The sequence below is a fragment of the Myxococcus sp. MxC21-1 genome (genome assembly GCF_032612255.1).
In the GTDB taxonomy this organism is placed as follows: Bacteria; Myxococcota; Myxococcia; order Myxococcales; family Myxococcaceae; genus Myxococcus; species Myxococcus virescens.
The window spans coordinates 6,833,941-6,851,290 of the sequence record NZ_CP123278.1 but is presented as its reverse complement, the minus strand read 5'-3'; the positions used below and the strand labels follow the sequence as shown (position 1 = coordinate 6,851,290).

16 protein-coding genes and 4 pseudogenes are annotated in these 17,350 nt (G+C 69.8%); 18 read left to right on the top strand and 2 right to left on the bottom strand.

From position 1 onward, the window contains the following. Nucleotides 1-41 precede the first annotated feature (41 nt). The 3 genes and pseudogenes from QEG98_RS30405 (at nucleotide 42) to QEG98_RS30400 (ending at nucleotide 1,845) form a co-directional block, all read left to right on the top strand. Nucleotides 42-1,550, top strand: a complete 1,509-nt coding sequence (locus tag QEG98_RS30405) for an acyl-CoA dehydrogenase family protein (RefSeq protein ID WP_316563800.1) — start codon at nucleotides 42-44, stop codon at nucleotides 1,548-1,550. Then, nucleotides 1,478-1,654, top strand: a pseudogene (locus tag QEG98_RS42320) (hypothetical protein); the annotation flags it as partial. The gene QEG98_RS30405 and the pseudogene QEG98_RS42320, both read left to right, overlap by 73 nt. A 41-nt stretch (nucleotides 1,655-1,695) precedes the next feature. Beyond that, on the top strand, nucleotides 1,696-1,845 hold the full coding sequence (locus QEG98_RS30400) for a hypothetical protein (RefSeq protein ID WP_316563799.1): 150 nt from the start codon (nucleotides 1,696-1,698) through the stop codon (nucleotides 1,843-1,845). A 20-nt stretch (nucleotides 1,846-1,865) separates the two neighbouring features. On the opposite strand, the gene QEG98_RS30395 is transcribed toward QEG98_RS30400, so the two are convergent. Beyond that, nucleotides 1,866-2,120, bottom strand: coding sequence for a hypothetical protein (locus tag QEG98_RS30395; RefSeq protein WP_316563798.1), 255 nt, complete (start codon nucleotides 2,118-2,120; stop codon nucleotides 1,866-1,868). 2 nt (nucleotides 2,121-2,122) lie between these two features. After that, on the bottom strand, nucleotides 2,123-2,575 hold the full coding sequence (locus tag QEG98_RS30390) for a PilZ domain-containing protein (protein WP_316563797.1): 453 nt from the start codon (nucleotides 2,573-2,575) through the stop codon (nucleotides 2,123-2,125). A 264-nt stretch (nucleotides 2,576-2,839) separates the two neighbouring features. Between QEG98_RS30390 and mraZ the strand changes: the two genes are divergently transcribed. From mraZ to murB, 15 genes and pseudogenes are all read left to right on the top strand, one after another. Continuing rightward, nucleotides 2,840-3,292, top strand: a complete 453-nt coding sequence (gene mraZ, locus QEG98_RS30385) for a division/cell wall cluster transcriptional repressor MraZ (RefSeq protein ID WP_090490200.1) — start codon at nucleotides 2,840-2,842, stop codon at nucleotides 3,290-3,292. Between the two features lie 46 nt (nucleotides 3,293-3,338). Further along, a complete protein-coding gene (locus QEG98_RS30380) occupies nucleotides 3,339-3,725 on the top strand; it encodes an STAS domain-containing protein (RefSeq protein ID WP_090490199.1) in 387 nt (128 codons plus the stop codon). Nucleotides 3,726-3,731: 6 nt separating this feature from the next. Next, nucleotides 3,732-4,645 (top strand): annotated as a pseudogene (gene rsmH, locus QEG98_RS30375) (16S rRNA (cytosine(1402)-N(4))-methyltransferase RsmH). After that, nucleotides 4,642-5,061, top strand: a complete 420-nt coding sequence (locus QEG98_RS30370) for a cell division protein FtsL (protein WP_090490197.1) — start codon at nucleotides 4,642-4,644, stop codon at nucleotides 5,059-5,061. Before rsmH ends, QEG98_RS30370 begins: the two are co-directional and overlap by 4 nt. Nucleotides 5,062-5,116: 55 nt before the next feature. Continuing rightward, entirely contained in the window at nucleotides 5,117-5,350 is a 234-nt protein-coding gene (locus QEG98_RS30365) for a hypothetical protein (RefSeq protein WP_316563796.1), read from the top strand. Then, the gene (locus QEG98_RS30360) at nucleotides 5,347-6,870 is read left to right on the top strand and encodes a penicillin-binding protein 2 (protein WP_316563795.1); all 1,524 of its coding nucleotides are present in this window, start codon (nucleotides 5,347-5,349) and stop codon (nucleotides 6,868-6,870) included. Before QEG98_RS30365 ends, QEG98_RS30360 begins: the two co-directional genes overlap by 4 nt. After that, the gene (locus QEG98_RS30355) at nucleotides 6,867-7,070 is read left to right on the top strand and encodes a PASTA domain-containing protein (protein ID WP_316563794.1); all 204 of its coding nucleotides are present in this window, start codon (nucleotides 6,867-6,869) and stop codon (nucleotides 7,068-7,070) included. Before QEG98_RS30360 ends, QEG98_RS30355 begins: the two co-directional genes overlap by 4 nt. Nucleotides 7,071-7,121: 51 nt before the next feature. After that, a pseudogene (locus QEG98_RS30350) lies at nucleotides 7,122-8,643 on the top strand (UDP-N-acetylmuramoyl-L-alanyl-D-glutamate--2,6-diaminopimelate ligase). 48 nt (nucleotides 8,644-8,691) lie between these two features. Then, complete coding sequence (locus QEG98_RS30345) at nucleotides 8,692-10,092, top strand: UDP-N-acetylmuramoyl-tripeptide--D-alanyl-D-alanine ligase (RefSeq protein ID WP_316563793.1); 1,401 nt, start codon at nucleotides 8,692-8,694, stop codon at nucleotides 10,090-10,092. After that, a complete protein-coding gene (gene mraY, locus QEG98_RS30340) occupies nucleotides 10,092-11,270 on the top strand; it encodes a phospho-N-acetylmuramoyl-pentapeptide-transferase (protein WP_090490193.1) in 1,179 nt (392 codons plus the stop codon). Before QEG98_RS30345 ends, mraY begins: the two co-directional genes overlap by 1 nt. Before the next feature lie 19 nt (nucleotides 11,271-11,289). Then, nucleotides 11,290-12,656: pseudogene (murD, locus tag QEG98_RS30335) on the top strand (UDP-N-acetylmuramoyl-L-alanine--D-glutamate ligase). A gap of 4 nt (nucleotides 12,657-12,660) precedes the next feature. Beyond that, entirely contained in the window at nucleotides 12,661-13,827 is a 1,167-nt protein-coding gene (ftsW, locus tag QEG98_RS30330) for a putative lipid II flippase FtsW (protein ID WP_090490191.1), read from the top strand. After that, the gene (murG, locus tag QEG98_RS30325) at nucleotides 13,824-14,975 is read left to right on the top strand and encodes an undecaprenyldiphospho-muramoylpentapeptide beta-N-acetylglucosaminyltransferase (RefSeq protein ID WP_090490190.1); all 1,152 of its coding nucleotides are present in this window, start codon (nucleotides 13,824-13,826) and stop codon (nucleotides 14,973-14,975) included. Before ftsW ends, murG begins: the two co-directional genes overlap by 4 nt. Continuing rightward, nucleotides 14,972-16,411: a UDP-N-acetylmuramate--L-alanine ligase gene (gene murC, locus QEG98_RS30320; protein WP_316563792.1), complete on the top strand. Its 1,440-nt coding sequence runs from the start codon at nucleotides 14,972-14,974 to the stop codon at nucleotides 16,409-16,411. Before murG ends, murC begins: the two co-directional genes overlap by 4 nt. Further along, a complete protein-coding gene (murB, locus tag QEG98_RS30315; RefSeq protein ID WP_316563791.1) occupies nucleotides 16,393-17,325 on the top strand; it encodes a UDP-N-acetylmuramate dehydrogenase in 933 nt (310 codons plus the stop codon). The genes murC and murB overlap by 19 nt, the downstream gene beginning before the upstream one ends. Nucleotides 17,326-17,350: the final 25 nt, after the last annotated feature.

The window sequence follows — 17,350 nt, the reverse complement described above, 5'->3', positions numbered from 1 at the left end:
GGCCCCAGGGCGGGGTGCGCTCGCCCGCTGGAGGGAGACTCATGGATGCCGCATCCAAGCCCACTTCGCAGCAGGTGCTTGCTCCCGGGGGCGCGTTCCTCTTCGAGGAGGTGGGCTCGGCCCGCATCCTCACCCCGGAGACCTTCACGGAGGAGCAGCGCCTCTTCTTCAAGACGGCGCTCCAGTTCTCCCGCGAGCAGGTCCTCCCCCTGTCCGAGCGAATCGAGGCCAAGGACAACGCGCTCCTGCGCCAGTTGCTGCGACAGGCCGGCGAGCTGGGCCTGCTGAGCGTGGACATCCCCGAGGCCTACGGCGGCACTGGCCTGGACAAGACGACGTCGCTGCTGCTGGCGGAGGCCATGAGCCTCAACGGCTCCTGGTCGGTGACGTTCGGCGCGCACACCGGCATCGGGACGTTGCCCATCGTCTGGTTCGGCAACGCCGAGCAGAAGGCGAAGTACCTGCCGAAGCTGGCCACGGGGGAGTGGGTGGCGGCCTACGCGCTCACGGAGCAGGGCAGCGGCAGTGACGCGCTGGGCGCGAAGACGAAGGCGGTCCGGTCCCCCGACGGCAAGCACTGGATTCTCAACGGCTCCAAGCTCTACATCACCAACGCGGCCTTCGCGGACGTGTTCGTCGTCTTCGCGAAGGTGGACGGGGACAAGTTCACCGGCTTCATCGTGGAGAAGGACACGCCCGGCCTCACCGTGGGGCCGGAGGAGCACAAGATGGGCATCCGCGGCTCTTCCACGTGCCCGCTCTACTTCGAGGACGCGCGCGTCCCGGTGGAGAACCAGCTGGGCGAGGTGGGCAAGGGCCACAAGATTGCCTTCAACATCCTCAACTACGGCCGCCTCAAGCTGGGCGCGGGTGTGCTGGGGGGCATGAAGCTCCAGCTCCAGAACGCGCTGCGCTTCACGCAGGAGCGCAAGCAGTTCAACGCGCCCATCGTCCAGTTCCCGCTGTCACGCGAGAAGCTGGCCCGCATGGCCGCGCTCGTCTACGCGGTGGAGAGCATGACGTACCGCACCGCCGGGCTCGTGGACGCGCGCCTGGGGCAGGGGGACAAGGACGCCCCGGACTACGAGGCGCGCCTCCTGGAGGCGGTGGAGGAGTACGCCATCGAGTCCTCCATCATGAAGGTGCACGGCTCGGAGTCCTTCGGCCACCTCGTGGATGACGCCGTCCAGCTCCACGGCGGCGCGGGCTACATCGAGGAGTACCCGGTGGAGCGCTCGTACCGCGACGCGCGCATCAACCGCATCTTCGAGGGCACCAACGAAATCAACCGCATGCTCATCACCGGCATGCTCCTCAAGCGCGCCGTGAAGGGCGACCTGCCGCTGTTCGCCATGGCCGGCAACGTGGCGGAGGAGCTGGCCCGGGGCGAGCGGCCCCGCGCGCGCGTGCAGGATGTCCTGGCCCCGCAGGAGGTCGCCGCCGAGGCCGCCAAGCACCGGCACTCCACGGCCTGCGCGTGGCGGCGGAGACGTTCGGCCCGGAGCTGGAGCAGCACCAGGAGGTGCTCGCGGCCCTGTCGGACGTGGTGATGGACGCCTTCGCCCTGGACTCCATGGTGACGCGCGCGCGCCAGGCCGCCACGTCCAGCGCGTTGGACCCGGTGCGGGTGGCGATGACGCAGCTCTACGCGCTGGACGCCATCCCCCGCGCCTACGACAGGACGCGCCGCGCGCTGTGCGCCACGTTGAAGGGGACGCGCTCGACCAGGAGCTCGAGCGCCTGGGCACGCTGGACGTCTTCACGCCGTATGACCCGGCGGCGCTGCGGGAGACGGTGGTGGCGGCCCTGGAGTCCGCGGGCGGCTACCCCCTGGGCGCGGTGTAGCCCGCGGGGCCTCCGGGCCGTCACGGCATCCGCGCGACGGCCTCCATGCCGAAGCTCACCCGGGCCTTCCAGGGGACGGGCGGCAGTGTGGCCAGGGACAACAGCCCCTCCAGCCGCTGCTGCATGTCCGGCCGGAGCCGGCCGAAGGTGGCGCCGAAGCCCGGCGCCACCGTCCCGGAGTTCTTCCGGGGCACCGAGGAGGTCCACACCACCTCGCCGTGCAGCATCATGGGCCCCTCCCGGAAGTCCATCTCCAGCAGGAAGGGCGTGCCCACCTTCACCGGCGCGGCAGGGCAGGGGCCTGCACCTCCAGGCCCACGCCGCCCCGGGAGATGTCCCGGACGACGAAGCCCGGGGACAGGGGGGCCGCCTCGACGGCGCGCAGGTACAGGGGCAGCCGTGGGAAGCGGCGCAGGCCGGAGCGTTCATCGGCGGAGTAGATGCGCTGGAGGATGGCGTCCAACGCGCTGCGGTCTTCTCCGACCCCATAGCGGACGGTGAGGAGGAAGCGCTGGGACTCCTCGTGTGGGACGACCTGGACCACTTCCCCCAGCACTTCCACGGGCCGAGGCACACCGCCCGCATGGAGTTCAAAGGTGAAGCGGGTCCCCAGCGGCAGGCTGCGGCGCGTCTCCAGGGTGACGCCCCCCAGGCCGACACTGCGCGTGTACTCCCCCACCAGGGACTGCGGCGTCTTGTAGGCCACCTTCAGCCGAACGTTCGTGTTCACGCGACTGACACTTTGCGCCTGGGTCAGGGGGGAACTCAAGTTTACCCCAGCGCAATAGGTAGGGCGTCGTACGGCGCCAACCACTGGACCTTCCAGGTGTGACGGCCTTTCCGGACGTCCGGCGCGGACAAACCGCTGTTTCAACCTGTTGCGGTTTCTTGACCCCCCCAGGTGGGGCGCGTATGTATGCCGCCCGGAAGTGGCAAGGAGTGGGAAGGAGTGGAGGTTCATCCCTCAGCGGGCTGAAAAGGTGGATCGTCCCGAGTGTTCCGAGGCGTCTATGAGCACCAGATCGACGCGAAGGGGCGGACGAGCCTCCCGGCGAAGCTCCGGGACACGCTGGTGGGCGCCTACGACGAGAGGCTCATCCTCACGACGGCGCTCGACCGATGCCTCCACGCCTACCCGGTGCGGGAGTGGGAAGCGCTGGAGCTGTCGTTGGCCAAGCGCAACCCGATGGAGCCTGGGGTGAAGACGCTGATGCGCTTGTACGTGGCCAGCGCGCAGGAGTGCCCGCTGGACAAGCTGGGGCGCCTGCTCATCCCTCCGACGCTCCGCTCCTATGCGGGGCTGGAGAAGGACGTGGTGTGGGCGGGGATGGTGAAGGTCATCGAGTTGTGGAGCCGGGAGGGGTGGGCGAAGGCGCAGGAAGAAGCGCGCCAGGAAGCGACCTCCGCGGACGTGATGAAGGTGCTCGCCGAGCTGCGGCAAGCGTGACGGGAAAGTCGACAGGACCCCGAAGTACCGGGAGGGTGGCAAGCGTATGAACCAGGTTCTGGAGGTTCGGCCAGGGTTGGCGGGCGCGGCGATGGCCGCCGGCCGTGTCGAGACGCTCATGCTGGAGGGCGAGCTGAGCGAGCAGGACCTGCTCGAGCTGTGCGACGACCTGGGCCGCAAGCTGCAGCGCGGCACGCGTCAGGTGGTGCTGGACTTCGGGGACGTGGGGCACCTGAACTACCGCGGCGTCAAGCCGCTGATGGCGCGCACGGATGCCTTCCGCCGCGCCGGCGGGGACGTGAAGCTGTCCGGACTGTCGCCGTACCTGGCCGCCATCTTCCGCGCGGCCGGCGCGCACGACTGTTTCGAAATCTACCCGCACATGAACGATGCCCGAGCCGCCTTCGCGCTGGCGCGGGCCCCCTTCGTCTGACGGCCCGTGACGGCTTCGGACTTCCAGCACCAGACCGTCCTCCTGCGGGAAGCAGTGGCGCTGCTCCAGCCGGCGGATGGGCGGGTCATCATTGACGGGACGCTGGGTGGCGGTGGCCACTCGGAGGCGCTGCTGGCCTCGGGCGCCACGGTGGTCGGCGTGGACCGGGATCCGGTGGCGCTCGCCGCGGCCACCGCGCGCCTGGGCGCGAACCCGCGCTTCCAGGGCCGCGCCGGCAATTTCGCCGAGCTGCCCCGCGTCGCCGCGGACCTGCTGCCCGTGGATGGCGTGCTGGTGGACCTGGGCGTGTCGTCGCCGCAGCTGGACGTGGCCGAGCGCGGCTTCTCCTTCTCCAAGGACGGCCCGCTGGACATGCGCATGGGGCCGGACGGCCCGACGGCGGCGGAGCTGATCGCCACCACGGATGAGCGCGAGCTGGTCCGCATCCTCAAGGACTACGGTGAAGAGCCCTTCGCGCGGCCCATTGCCCGCGAGCTGAAGAAGGCCCTGCCCACGCGCACGCTGGAGGCCGCGGAGGTCGTGAAGCGGGCGGTGCCGCGCAAGGCGTGGCCCAACCGCATCCATGTGGCCACCCGGACCTTCCAGGCGCTGCGCATGGCCGTCAACGGCGAGCTGGAGGCGCTGGACGCGCTGCTGGCCGCCATCCCCGGGCTCCTCAAGGTGGGGGCCGCGCCGCCGTCATCGCCTTCCACTCCCTGGAGGACCGGAAGGTGAAGGAGGCGTTCCGCGCGCTCGCGGGGCGCTGCACCTGTCCGCCGGGCCTGCCCGTGTGCGTCTGCAGCGGGGTGGGTGATTTCGCCCTGGTGACGAAGAAGGCCGTGGCCGCCTCCGAGGCGGAGGTCGAAGCCAATCCCCGTTCACGCAGCGCGCATCTGCGCGTGGTGGAGAAACTCCGATGAGCAAGGTGCACTCCCGGGTGTCGGCGTTGCGTTCTTCCGTGACGGTGGGCGGCGTGCTGCTTCACCTGTTGCCGGCCGTGTGCCTCTTCGCCCTCTTCGCGGCGGTGGGCATCCTGCACGTCACCAGCCGGGTGCTGGTGGTGGACATGGGCTACCGCCTGTCGCGCGAGGAGGCGGAGAGCCGCATCCTCACGCGCGAGAATGACCGGCTGAAGCTGGAGCTGGCCACGCTCAAGGCGCCGGGCCGGCTGGAGCGCGTGGCGCGTGAGCAGCTGAACATGGCCATGCCGCGCGGCGGCGCCGTGGTGTCGCTGTCGGCGGAGAAGCCGGCGCGTGGCAGCGGGGCGCGCGCGGAGTCCTCGGACGCCACGCAGCCCACCGCCCGCGTGGCGGGCCGCGCCGGAGCCGGTCGGTGAGGGATTTCAAGGCGGCGCGGGCTCCCGAGCCCAACGCGAAGTGGCTGAAGCTGCGGTGCGGCTGCTGTTCGGGCTGTTCCTGATGCTGCTCGGCGTCGCCTTGGGTCGTGCGGTGCAGCTCCAGGTCTTCGAGCAGGAGAAGCTGCGCGGCATGGCGCAGGACCAGTACGTCCGGCACATCGAGATTCCGGCCCGCCGCGGCGACATCTTCGACCGGCGCGGCACGCCGCTGGCCCAGAGCGTGGAGGTGGACTCCATCTGGGTGGACCCTCCATGCTGCCCGACGTGAAGGCCGCGTCCCGGGCGCTGGCCAAGGCGCTGAAGCTGGACCCCGACGAGCTGGGCGCGCGCCTGGGGGCCAAGCGCTTCGCCTGGGTGAAGCGCCAGGCCAAGCCCGCCGAGGTCGCCGCGGTGAAGGCGCTGGCGCTGCCGGGCATGGGCTTCTCCAAGGAGCCCAAGCGCTTCTACCCCCAGCGCGAGCTGGGCGCCCATGTGGTGGGCACGGTGGGCATGGACGGCCGCGGCCTGGAGGGCCTGGAGCTGGCCTTCCAGGACGAGCTGTCCGGGCAGAACTCCTCCACCTCCGGCTTCCGTGACGCGAAGGGCCGCAAGCTGCTGGTGCAGGGCGCGTTGGATCCGCTCCAGCGCCAGGGCGCCGCCGTCACCCTCACGTTGGACCGCCACCTCCAATACGTCGCGGAGAAGGCGCTCAGCCGCGCGGTGGAGGACGCCAAGGCCGTGGCCGGCATGGCGGTGGTGTTGGATCCCCGCACGGGCGAGCTGCTCGCCGTGGCCAACCACCCGCGCTTCAACCCCAACACGCCGGAGTCCAGCTCGCGCTCGGGCATGCGCAACCGCGCCGCCCTGGACACCTTCGAGCCGGGCTCCACGCTGAAGGCCTTCGTGGTGGCCGCGGCGATGGAAGAGAAGGCCATCACCGCCGACAGCCTCTTCTTCTGTGAGAACGGCGCCTGGCGGGTCGGCCGCCACACCATCAACGACACCCATTCCTACGGCTGGCTCACCCCGCAGGGCATCCTCCAGAAGTCCTCCAACATCTGCATGGCGAAGATTGCCCAGGCCATGGGACGGGAGAAGTTCGTGAAGGGCTACCAGGCCTTCGGCTTCGCCGAGCGCACCGGCCTGTCCCTGCCGGGCGAGGGGCGCGGCGTCCTGCCGTTCCCGAAGGCGGAAGTCTCCCTGGCCACCCAGTCCTTTGGACAGGGGATGACGGCCACGGCGGTGCAGATTGCGGCCGCCTATGGTGCGCTGGCCAACGATGGGGTGCTGATGCGGCCCTATCTGGTGTCGAAGGTGGTGGACCCGGACGGTGTCGTTCTGCTGGAAAACCGTCCCACGGAGCTGCGCAGGGCGGTCTCCGCGAAGGTTGCCCGGCAGGTCGTGGGCATGCTCGAAAGCGTGGTGGCCAAGGGAGGGACGGCCGTCAAGGCCGCCATGGAGGACTACCGGGTGGCCGGAAAGACGGGCACCGCACAGAAGGCAGACCCGGTGGCGCGGGGGTATTCGGACAAGCGGATCGCCTCCTTTGTCGGGGTGGTACCGGCCGAGTCTCCGCGAGCAGTGATTCTTGTCGTAGTGGACGAACCCAAGACGGACGTATACGGGGGGACCGTGGCTGCCCCTGCTTTCAAGGAGATTGCGACCGCCGCCATGGCTCACCTGGCCGTGCCCCCGTCCCGGACGGTGGCACCCGAGGTGGCCGTGGCCGCCGAGTCCCCGCGCCTGCCGCGGCGAAGCCGGGGGCGAATGCCTCCGGCGCCGCCCGGACGGCACTGGCGGACGCGGTGACGGAGACCCCTGAACCCGGCACGGTGCGTGTGCCGGACCTTCAGGGAGAAGTAGGACGTGAGGCCGTGGTGAAGCTGCTCGCCGCGGCGCTGGAGCCACAGGTATTGGGCAGTGGACGCGTGGTATCTCAAACCCCCGCCGCCGGTTCACTGGTGGAGAAGGGGGCCCGGGTGACGCTGGAGCTCGCCGCGCGGCAATAAGGCCGCGTCCGCTCCAGGCCCCGCTCTTGCAATGCGTGTGAAGGGGAAGAGATGAAGCTGACGGATGTCCTCGCAGGATGTGGTGCCGAGCAGACCTCGGGCGGCCGTTCCGCGGTTGACGTCACCGGTGTGACGCAGGACTCGCGGCGCGTGAAGCCGGGAGACCTGTTCGTCGCCATTCCTGGCACGAAGGAGGATGGGGCCCAGTTCATCGGTGAGGCCGTGTCCCGTGGCGCCGTGGCGGTGGTGTCGGAGAAGCCGGTGCCGTCCTCTCAGGTGCCCTTCTTCAAGGTGAGCAGCGCTCGAAAGGCGCTGGCGCTCATCGCGGCCAACTTCTACGGCCGCCCGGCGGACCAGCTGACGTTGCTGGGCATCACCGGTACGAACGGGAAGACGACCACCAGCTACCTGCTGGAGGCCATGAGCACCGCGGCGTACGCGTCCACCGGTGTCATCGGGACGCTGGGCTACAAGTTCGCTGGCCGCACGGTGGAGTGCGCCAACACCACGCCGGATCCGCTGGAGCTGCACCGCATCCTCCGGGAGATGGTGGAGGCGGGCGTGGAGACGGTCATCATGGAGGTGTCCAGCCATGCGCTCGCGCAGGAGCGCGTGCACGGGCTGACCTTCAAGGCCGCGGGCTTCTCCAACCTGAGCCGCGACCACCTCGACTACCACAAGGACATGGAGGATTACTTCCAGTCCAAGCGGAAGCTCTTCGCGGAGAACCTGTCCGCCACGGGCGTGGCGGTGGTGAACGGCGACGACACCTACGCCAGCCGCATCTACAACGAGCAGCGCGGCCAGAAGCGCATGGCGTGGAAGTTCAGCCGTCAGGGCTCCGGGGAGATTTCCGCGGCCGACGTGAGCTTCTCGCTCCAGGGCATCAAGGGCGTGCTGAAGACGCCCGCCGGTGACATCCCGCTCAAGAGCAAGCTCCTGGGGCCCCACAACCTGGAGAACATCCTCCTGGCGGTGGGCATTGGCCTGGGCGCGGGCTTCGCGCGGCGCGACGTGCAGGAAGGCATCGAGCGGATGATGCCGGTGGCCGGCCGCATGGAGCGCGTGGAGAACTACGGTCCGTCTGGCGCCCCCGCGGTGCTGGTGGACTACGCGCACACGGATGACGCGCTCAAGCGCTCCATCGAGGCGGCGCGCTCGCTGGCCAAGGGCCGCGTCATCGCGGTGTTCGGCTGCGGCGGGGACCGCGACAAGGGCAAGCGTCCGCTGATGGGCGCGGTGGCGGGTGAGGGCGCCGACCGGCCGTCATCACCAGCGACAACCCCCGCACCGAGGACCCGGAGGAGATCATCTCCCAGGTGACCGCGGGCATCGAGAAGAGCGGCCTGCGCCGCATCTCCGCCGGCAAGGCGAAGAGCGGTGAGAAGGGCTACCTGGTCGACGCGGACCGCCGCGCGGCCATCGAGCAGGCCATCAGCCGGCGTCCGCGGACGACGTCGTCCTCATCGCGGGCAAGGGCCACGAGACGTACCAGCAGGTCGGCGAGGAGAAGCTCGTGTTCGACGACCGGCAGGTGGCCGCGAAGGCGCTGGCCAACCGCACCGCTGGCTGAGCCCGAGCCTCCCAAGCCCCGTCGACCCGCCCGCCCATCTCTCACACCATGGCAGCTTCCTTCAGCGACGAAGAGGTGGTGCAGGCGACCGGGGCGACCCGGCGTGGCGGCCCGGCCCCGGCCGCCTACGCTACCGTCTGTACCGACACGCGGGCACTCACCCCCGGGTGCCTCTTCGTGGCCCTGGTGGGTGAGCGCTTCGACGCCCACGCTTTCGTGGACGCCGCGGTGAAGGGCGGGGCGGCTGGCGCGGTGGTGGCACGCGGGCGCCCGTTGCCCGCGCTGCCCGACGGGCTGACGCTCTATGAAGTGGATGACACCCTGCGGGCCCTGGGCGCGCTGGGACGGCACCACCGTCAGCGCTTCCGGATTCCGGTGTGCGCGGTGGGTGGCTCCAACGGGAAGACGACCACCAAGGAGATGGTGGGCGCCATCCTGGCCACGCGCGGGCCGGCGCTGAAGACCGAGGGCAACCTCAACAACGAGATTGGCGTCCCGCTGACGCTCTTCCGGCTGGAGCCGCGCCACGTCGCGGCGGTCATCGAAGTGGGGATGAACCAGCCGGGGGAAATCGAGCGGCTGGCGCGCGTCGTCCAGCCGGACGCGGGCGTCATCACGGTGGTCCAGCCCGAGCACCTGGAAGGGCTGGGCAGCATCGAGGGCGTGGCGGCGGCGGAGGGCGAGCTGTTCCAGGAGATGGGGCACGGCACCACCATCGTGGTGAACGTGGACGACGCGCTCATCCCCGCGCAGGCGGAGCGCAGCGGAGCGCAGCGGCTGACGTTCGGCCGGGCGGAGCACGCGGACGTGCGGCTGGCGGACGTGAAGACGCTGGGCCGCGAGGGCATGGTGGCCACGGTGCGGCACCTGGGCCGCGAGTGGCCGGTGCGGCTGCACTTCGTGGGGCCACACAACGCGCAGAACGCGACGGCGGCCTTCGCGGTGGCGCTGGCGCTGGGCTACACGCCGGAGGAGTGCGTGCGCGGCCTGGAGTCGGCGCGGCCGTACTCGCGGCGCCTCAACGTGGTGGACGGGCAGCACGGCGTGACGGTCATCGACGACTGCTACAACGCCAACCCGGCCTCCATGGACGCCGCGCTGGAGACGCTGGGCACGCTGGTGCCCGCGAGTGGCCGGGCCGTGGTGGTGCTGGGGGACATGCTGGAGCTGGGGCCGGGCGAGCTCGAGGAGCACGCGCGCCTGGGCGGCCAGATTCCCTCGCACGCGGCGCTGGCGGCATTTTTCGGTCCCCGCTCCTTGAAGGGGTGGGAGGCCGCTTCCATGGGTGAATCCGCCGCCCACTTCACCGACGTGGAGCCGCTGATGGCGTGGTTGGCGCCGCGGCTTCGCGAAGGTGACGTGGTGCTGGTGAAGGGCAGCCGCGGCATGCGGCTGGAACGGGTGGTGGCCGCCCTGACGGGCACGGCCGTCCCCGGAGGAAACCACTAGTGCTGTACCTCCTCTACGAGGTCATCCAGAACTCCGAGGCGGGGCGCGTTCTCAACTTCCTGCGCTACCCCACCTTCCGCATCATCGCCGCGGGCGTCTTCGCGCTCCTCCTGGGCATGCTCATCGGGCCCAAGCTCATCGCCCGGCTGCGGCTGAAGCAGCACGGGCAGAGCAACGTGCGCGAGGACACGCCGGACTCGCACCAGAAGAAGAAGGGCACGCCCACCATGGGCGGCGCGCTCATCCTGCTGTGCATCGCGGCGGGCACGCTGCTGTTCGCGGACCTGAAGAGCCGCGCCGTCTGGGTGATGCTGCTCCTGACGCTGGGCTACGGCTTCATCGGCTTCCTGGATGACTGGCTCAAGCTGTCCAAGCGCAACTCCAAGGGCCTGGCCGGGCGCAAGAAGATGGTGCTGCAGACCTTCTTCTTCCTCGTCGCCGTGTTCGGGCTGCTGACGACGTGGACGCTGCCGGACGGCTCCTTCGGCCCCACGCTGCTCATCAATACCAAGCTGACGCTGCCCTTCATCCCCACGCGCTGGTTCAACCCGGACCTGGGCTGGTTCTACGTCTTCTTCGCGTGGATTGTCGTCGTGGGCACGTCCAACGCGGTGAACCTCACGGACGGCCTGGACGGTCTGGCCATCGTCCCCACCATCGTGTCCGCCATCACCTTCGCGGTGCTCTGCTACGTGGCGGGCACCACGCTGAGCATCGCGGACGCGGAGGTGGTGGGCGGCGTGTCGAAGCTGGTGGCCACGCCGCTATACCAATACCTGGGCGTCCTCCAGGTGCCGGGCGGCGCGGAGCTAGCGGTGTTCTGCGCGGCCATCGTCGGCGCGGGCATCTCGTTCCTGTGGTTCAACACCTACCCGGCCTCCGTCTTCATGGGCGACATCGGCTCGCTGGCCCTGGGCGGCGCGCTGGGCGGGCTGGCGATGCTGTCCAAGAACGAGGTGGTGTCCGCCATCATCCACGGCATCTTCTTCGCCGAAATCCTGAGCGTGATGATTCAGGTCACGTCCTTCAAGATGACGGGCAAGCGCGTCTTCAAGATGGCGCCAGTGCACCATCACTTCGAGCTCAAAGGGATGGCCGAGCCGAAGATCATCGTTCGTTTCTGGATCGTCTCCATCCTCTGTGGTGGCGTGGCGCTCCTGTCCCTGAAGCTCCGCTGAAGCCGGAGGTGGCACGGCCATGACGTTGGCGCTGTCCGGTCAGAAGGTGCTGGTGTTCGGGCTCGCGAAGAGCGGCGTGGCCGCGCTGCGCCTGCTGCGTCAGCTGGGCGCGGACGTCACGGCGCTGGACGCACGTGGCGAGGACGCGCTGGGCGCGGTGGCCCACGAGGTGAAGGCGCAGGGCGCCACGCTGGTGTCCGGGCCCACGCCGCCGGGGCTGCTCGCGTCGCAGGACCTGGTGGTGGTGAGCCCGGGCGTGCCGCTGGCGCTGCCGGAAATCCAGGCCGCGCGCGCGGCGGGCGTGGCGGTGTGGGGCGAGGTCGAGCTGGCGGGCCGGCTGCTGTCCGGCGTGCCGCTGTTCGGCATCACCGGCACCAACGGCAAGAGCACCACCACGGCGCTCACCGGCACGCTCTTCGCCAGCGGCGGCAAGCGCACCTTCGTGGGTGGAAACCTGGGCCGGCCCTTCAGCGAGGCGGCCATGTCTCCGGACGACTGGGACGCGCTGGTGGTGGAGCTGTCCAGCTACCAGTTGGAGAGCATCCGCACGCTGCGCCCTCGGGGCGCGGCCATCCTCAACCTGACGCCGGACCACATCGACCGCTATCCCAGCCACGCGGCGTACGGCGAGGCGAAGGCGCGCATCTTCCAGCAGCAGCAGGCCGGTGACTTCGCGGTGGTGAACGCGGACGACGCGGACGTGCTGGGCCGGCGCGCGGCGCGAAGGCGCCGGTGTACGGCTTCAGCCTCACGGGCAAGCCGGTGGCGGACGCCCCGGCGCTGGCGGGCCTGGCGGTGGCGGAGCCGGGCGGCTTCCGGCTGGCCTTCCTGGGCGAGCACTACACGCTGACGAACCGCGCGCTGCGCGGCGCCCACAACGCGCAGAACGCGATGGCGGCGGCGCTGCTGGCGCGCCTGGGAGGCGTCACTTCCGGCGAGGTGCAGGCGGGGCTGGACGGCTACCCGGGCCTGCCGCACCGGCTGGAGAGCGTGCGCGTGCTGGATGGCATCGAGTGGGTGAATGACTCGAAGGCCACCAACGTGGATTCGGTGCTGGTGGCGCTGCGCGCGTTTTCCAGCGGCGTGTGGCTGATTGCCGGCGGCAAGGGCAAGGGCGCGTCGTACGCGCCCATGGTGGAGGCGGGGCAGGGCAAGGTGAAGGGCGTGCTCACCATCGGCGACGACGCGGACACGCTGGCCCGGGCCTATGCCGGCGCGGCGCAGGTCCACGCGTGTGGCACCCTGGCCCATGCGGTGGCGCGGGCGCGGGAGTTGGCGGAGCGGGGTGACACGGTGCTGCTGTCGCCCGCGTGCGCGTCCTTCGATCAGTTCAAGAACTTCGAGGACCGGGGCGATTCGTTCAAGCGCCTGGTGGAGGCGCTGTGACGGCATGAAGACCCCTTCTCCTCCGTCCTCCGCCCTCGTGCGCTTCGACCCGGTGCTGCTTTGCGCGGTGCTCGGGCTCGTGAGCTTCGGGCTGGTGATGGTGTACTCGGCCAGCGCGGTGCTCGCGCAGGACAAGCTGGGCGACAGCCTCTACTTCCTCAAGCGGCAGCTCGTCGCCGCGGGCCTGGGGTTGGTCGCCATGGCCGTGGCCATGAAGGTCGGCTGGCGCCGGCTGGCGCGCTGGGCCTATCCGCTGCTGCTGGCGGCCATCGTCCTGTTGGTGCTGGTGAACATCCCCGGCATCGGCAGCACGGCGGGTGGCGCGCGGCGGTGGATTCGCCTGCCGGGCTTTGGCCTGCAGCCGGCGGAGGTGGCGAAGTTCGCCTGGGTCGTCTACCTGTCCTACTCGCTGGCGAAGAAGCGGGAGAAGGTGGCGAAGTTCTCCGTGGGCTTCGTTCCGCACCTCGCGCTGTGCGGCATCCTGGTGTTGCTTTGTATGATGCAGCCCGACTTCGGCAGCAGCGTGCTGCTGGTGTTCATGCTCTTCGTGCTGCTGTTCGCGGCCGGCGCGAAGCTGAGCTACCTGGTCGGCATGGTGCTGCTGGCGTTGCCCCTGGCCTACGTGGCCATTGCCTCCAGTCCGTACCGCATGAAGCGCATCCTGGCCTTCATGGACCCGTGGGCGCACCGGCATGACGTGGGCTACCAGGTGGCCGAGTCGCTGATGTCCATCGGTTCGGGCGGCGTGGTCGGCCTGGGCCTGGGCGACGGACGGCAGAAGCTCTTCTTCCTGCCGGAAGCCCACACTGACTTCATCTTCTCCATCATCGCCGAGGAGACGGGCCTCATTGGCGTGGGCCTGCTGGTGGTGCTGTACGGCGTCGTGCTGTGGCGCGGCGTCCGGGCCAGCCTGGCGGCGGGGGAGACGTTCGGAACGTACCTGGGGCTGGGCATCAGCTCCATCATCGCGTTCCAGGCCGCGGTCAACATGTGCGTGGCCATGGGGTTGCTGCCGACGAAGGGGCTGACGCTGCCCTTCGTGTCGTACGGAGGTTCGTCGCTGGTGGTGTTGATGGGTGCGGCTGGAGTGCTGTTGTCGTTGAGCGCGAACACCCAGGGGGTCGCGAGGCCCAGCCGGGTGGGAACCGACATGCGGGAGGTGGCGGCATGATGAAGGTGCTCATCGCGGGTGGGGGCACGGGCGGACATCTCTTTCCGGGCATCGCCTTGGCGGAAGAGGTGGTGACACGGCATCACCGCAACGAGGTCGTCTTCGTGGGCACCGAGCGCGGCATCGAGTCGCGCGTGGTGCCGAAGGAAGGTTATCCGCTGGAGCTGGTGAAGGTGCAGGGCCTCAAGGGCAAGGGCTTCGTGTCCCTGCTCAAGGCGCTCTTCGCGCTGCCGCTGGCCTTCATCGAGTCCTTTCGCATCCTCGCCCGGCAGAAGCCGGACGTGGTGGTGGGCGTGGGTGGCTACGCCAGTGGGCCGGTGGTGCTGGCCGCGTGGCTGATGGGCATCCCCACCGCCATCCAGGAGCAGAACGCGCTGCCCGGCTTCACCAACAAGGTGCTGGGCCGGATTGTCCGCGTGGTGTTCATCGCCTTCGAGGAGGCGCGCGCCTTCTTCCCGGAGAAGAAGGTCCAGCTCATCGGCAACCCCATCCGCCGCAAGCTGATGGACAACTACCTGCGCAGCCACGTCGCGCACGAGCGCTTCTCCGTGCTCGTCTTCGGCGGCAGCCTGGGCGCGCGGGGCATCAACCAGCGGATGACGGAAGCGCTGGACTCGCTGGGCGACCTGAAGGACAGCCTGCACTTCGTCCACCAGACGGGGAAGAACGACCTGGAGTCGGTGCGCAAGGGCTACGCGGACAAGGGCTTCCAGGCGGAGGTGGTGGAGTTCATCGACGACATGTCCAGCGCCTATGCCCGCGCGGACCTCGTCGTCTGTCGCGCCGGCGCGACGACCCTCGCGGAGCTGACCGTCTGTAAGAAGGCCAGCATCCTGATTCCCTTCCCGCACGCCACGGACGACCACCAGGCCGTCAACGCGCGGGCGTTGGTGGATGCGGGCGCGGCGCTGATGTTCCGCGAGTCGGAGCTCACCGGGGAAAAGCTGGCGCAGACGGTGCGTGAGCTGAAGAGCCACCCCGAGCGCCTCAAGAGCATGGAGAAGAAGGCGGGCCTGTTGGGCCGCCCCGAGGCCGCCAAGGAACTGGCGGACGTGTGCGTGGACCTGATGGTCCAGACGTGGGGCCCCAACGGCCGCGAGCGCACCCCCATCGAAGCCGAGAAGAAGGCCCCCAGGAGCCATTCGTGACGCGTAACAAGCCCCCCAGCCTCTTCAAGACGCGCCATGCGGCGCAGGTCCACTTCGTGGGGCTCGGTGGTATCGGCATGAGCGGCATCGCCGAGGTGCTGCTGAACCTGGGCTACCGGGTGTCCGGCTCCGACCTGCGCGAGAGCGACATCACCCGGCGCCTGGCGCGCATGGGCGCGACCTTCTTCGAAGGCCACCGCGCGCAGAACCTGATTCAGGCGGACGTGGTGGTGATTTCCTCCGCGGTGCGCAAGGACAACCCGGAGGTGGTCGCCGCCCGGCAGCGGAAGATTCCCGTCATCCCCCGCGCGGAGATGCTCGCGGAGTTGATGCGCCTGAAGTACGCGGTCGCCGTGGCCGGCAGCCACGGGAAGACGACGACGACGTCCATGGTGGCCACCGTGCTGAGCGCGGCGGGGCTGGACCCGACGGCGGTGGTGGGCGGCAAGGTGAACGTGCTCGACTCCAACGCCAAGCTGGGCAAGAGCGAGCTGATGGTGGTGGAGGCCGACGAGAGCGACGGCAGCTTCCTCCACCTGCATCCGTCCATTGCCATCGTCACCAACATCGACCCGGAGCACATGGACCACTACGGCGACCTGGACACGCTCCAGTCCGCCTTCGTGGAGTTCTGCAACCGGGTGCCGTTCTACGGCCTCAACGTGCTGTGCCTGGACAACCCCAACGTCCAGGCGCTGCTGCCGCGCATCGAGAAGCGCTTCGTCACCTACGGCAGCTCGCACATGGCGGATTACCGGCTGGAGAACATCCAACTGGACGGCTTCACCACGCGCTTCCACGCCTACCGCCGGGAGGAGTCGCTGGGCGAGTTCCGCGTGCGGATGGTGGGCGCGCACAACGCCTTCAACGCGCTGGCCGTCATCGCCGTGGCGGAGGAGATGGACATCCCGCTGGAGACGGTCCGCGAGTCGCTGGCCGAGTTCGGCGGCGTGCAGCGGCGCTTCACCGTGCGCGGCGAAGCCCAGGGCATCACCGTGGTGGACGACTACGGGCACCACCCCACGGAAGTGCTGGCCACGCTGGCCGGCGCGCGGCGGGCCTTCGGACGCCGGGTGGTGGTGGCCTTCCAGCCGCACCGCTACACGCGCACGCATGACCTGATGAAGGAGTTCACCACCTCCTTCAACGATTCGGACGTGCTCTTCGTCACCAGCGTCTACGCGGCGGGCGAGGAGCGCATCCATGGCGCCACGGGCGACGCGCTGGCGGACGCCGTCCGCGCCCACGGCCATCGCGACGTCACGTTCGTGGAGAAGCGCACCGACCTGCCGGCGGCGCTGCTGCCGCGTCTGCGCGAGGGTGACCTGGTGCTGACGCTGGGCGCGGGTGACATCACTCACGTGGGGCCGGAGTTGCTCGAGCTGCTGCGCACCACCCCTGTCGAAGGACTAGCGCCATGGTGGAAGCGGGCGTGAAGACGGCGCTGGCGGCGCGCGTGGAGTCGCTGGGCGGCTGCGAGGTGAAGGCGGGCGAACCGCTGGCGCCTCTCACCAGCGTCAGGGCCGGCGGCGCCGCGGAAGTCCTGGTGCGCCCGCGCTCGCCAGACGCCCTGGTGGCGCTGCTGAAGCTGGCGCGCGAAGAGGGTGTCCCCGTTTCGATTCTGGGCGGCGGCGCCAACACGCTGGTGGGGGACGGCGGGGTGCCCGGCCTGACGCTGAAGCTACCAGGAGACCTCTTTCCAGAGGTGGCCGACGTGGGCCCCGAGGAAGGGCGGCTCACCCTGGGCGCGGGGGCGGCCATCGTCCGCCTCATCAACGTCATGCGGGCCCACGCGCTGGTGGGCGCGGAGTTCCTGGCCGGCATCCCCGGGACGCTGGGCGGCGCGGTGTCGATGAACGCCGGCACCAAGAACGGCGAGGCCTTCCGCGTCATCGAGGCGGTGGAAGTGGCCACGGCGGACGGGGTGGGGTGGCTGACGAAGGCGCAGGTGCCGTATTCCTACCGTCACTCCGAGTTGCCGCCGGGCGGCGTCGTCACCCGGGTGCGTTTCGCGCTGCGCAAGGGGGACGTGGTGGCCTCCAAGGCCGTCATGGACGCGGACCTGGGTTACCGGAAACGGACACAGCCGCTCAGTCAGCCCAACTTCGGCAGCGTCTTCACCAACCCGCCGGGCGACCATGCCGGACGGCTCGTTGAACTGGCGGGCCTGAAAGGGTACTCGCTGGGGCGCGCGCAGGTGTCCACCCTGCACGCCAACTGGATTGTGAACCTGGGCGGTGCCACCGCCCGCGACGTGCTGGGACTCGTCACCCTCATGCGGCAGCGGGTGCTCGAGCAGTCCGGCGTTGACATGAAACCCGAAGTCAAGCGCCTGGGAGACTTCCTGTGACTCCGAACCGCGGTGCCTTCACGAA

Coding starts and splice junctions, on each gene's coding strand:
- QEG98_RS30405 (WP_316563800.1), top strand. CDS start 42: ATGGATGCCGCATCCAAGCCCACTTCGCAGCAGGTGCTTGCTCCCGGG.
- QEG98_RS30380 (WP_090490199.1), top strand. CDS start 3,339: ATGAACCAGGTTCTGGAGGTTCGGCCAGGGTTGGCGGGCGCGGCGATG.
- QEG98_RS30370 (WP_090490197.1), top strand. CDS start 4,642: ATGAGCAAGGTGCACTCCCGGGTGTCGGCGTTGCGTTCTTCCGTGACG.
- QEG98_RS30345 (WP_316563793.1), top strand. CDS start 8,692: ATGGCAGCTTCCTTCAGCGACGAAGAGGTGGTGCAGGCGACCGGGGCG.
- ftsW (WP_090490191.1), top strand. CDS start 12,661: ATGAAGACCCCTTCTCCTCCGTCCTCCGCCCTCGTGCGCTTCGACCCG.
- murG (WP_090490190.1), top strand. CDS start 13,824: ATGATGAAGGTGCTCATCGCGGGTGGGGGCACGGGCGGACATCTCTTT.
- murB (WP_316563791.1), top strand. CDS start 16,393: ATGGTGGAAGCGGGCGTGAAGACGGCGCTGGCGGCGCGCGTGGAGTCG.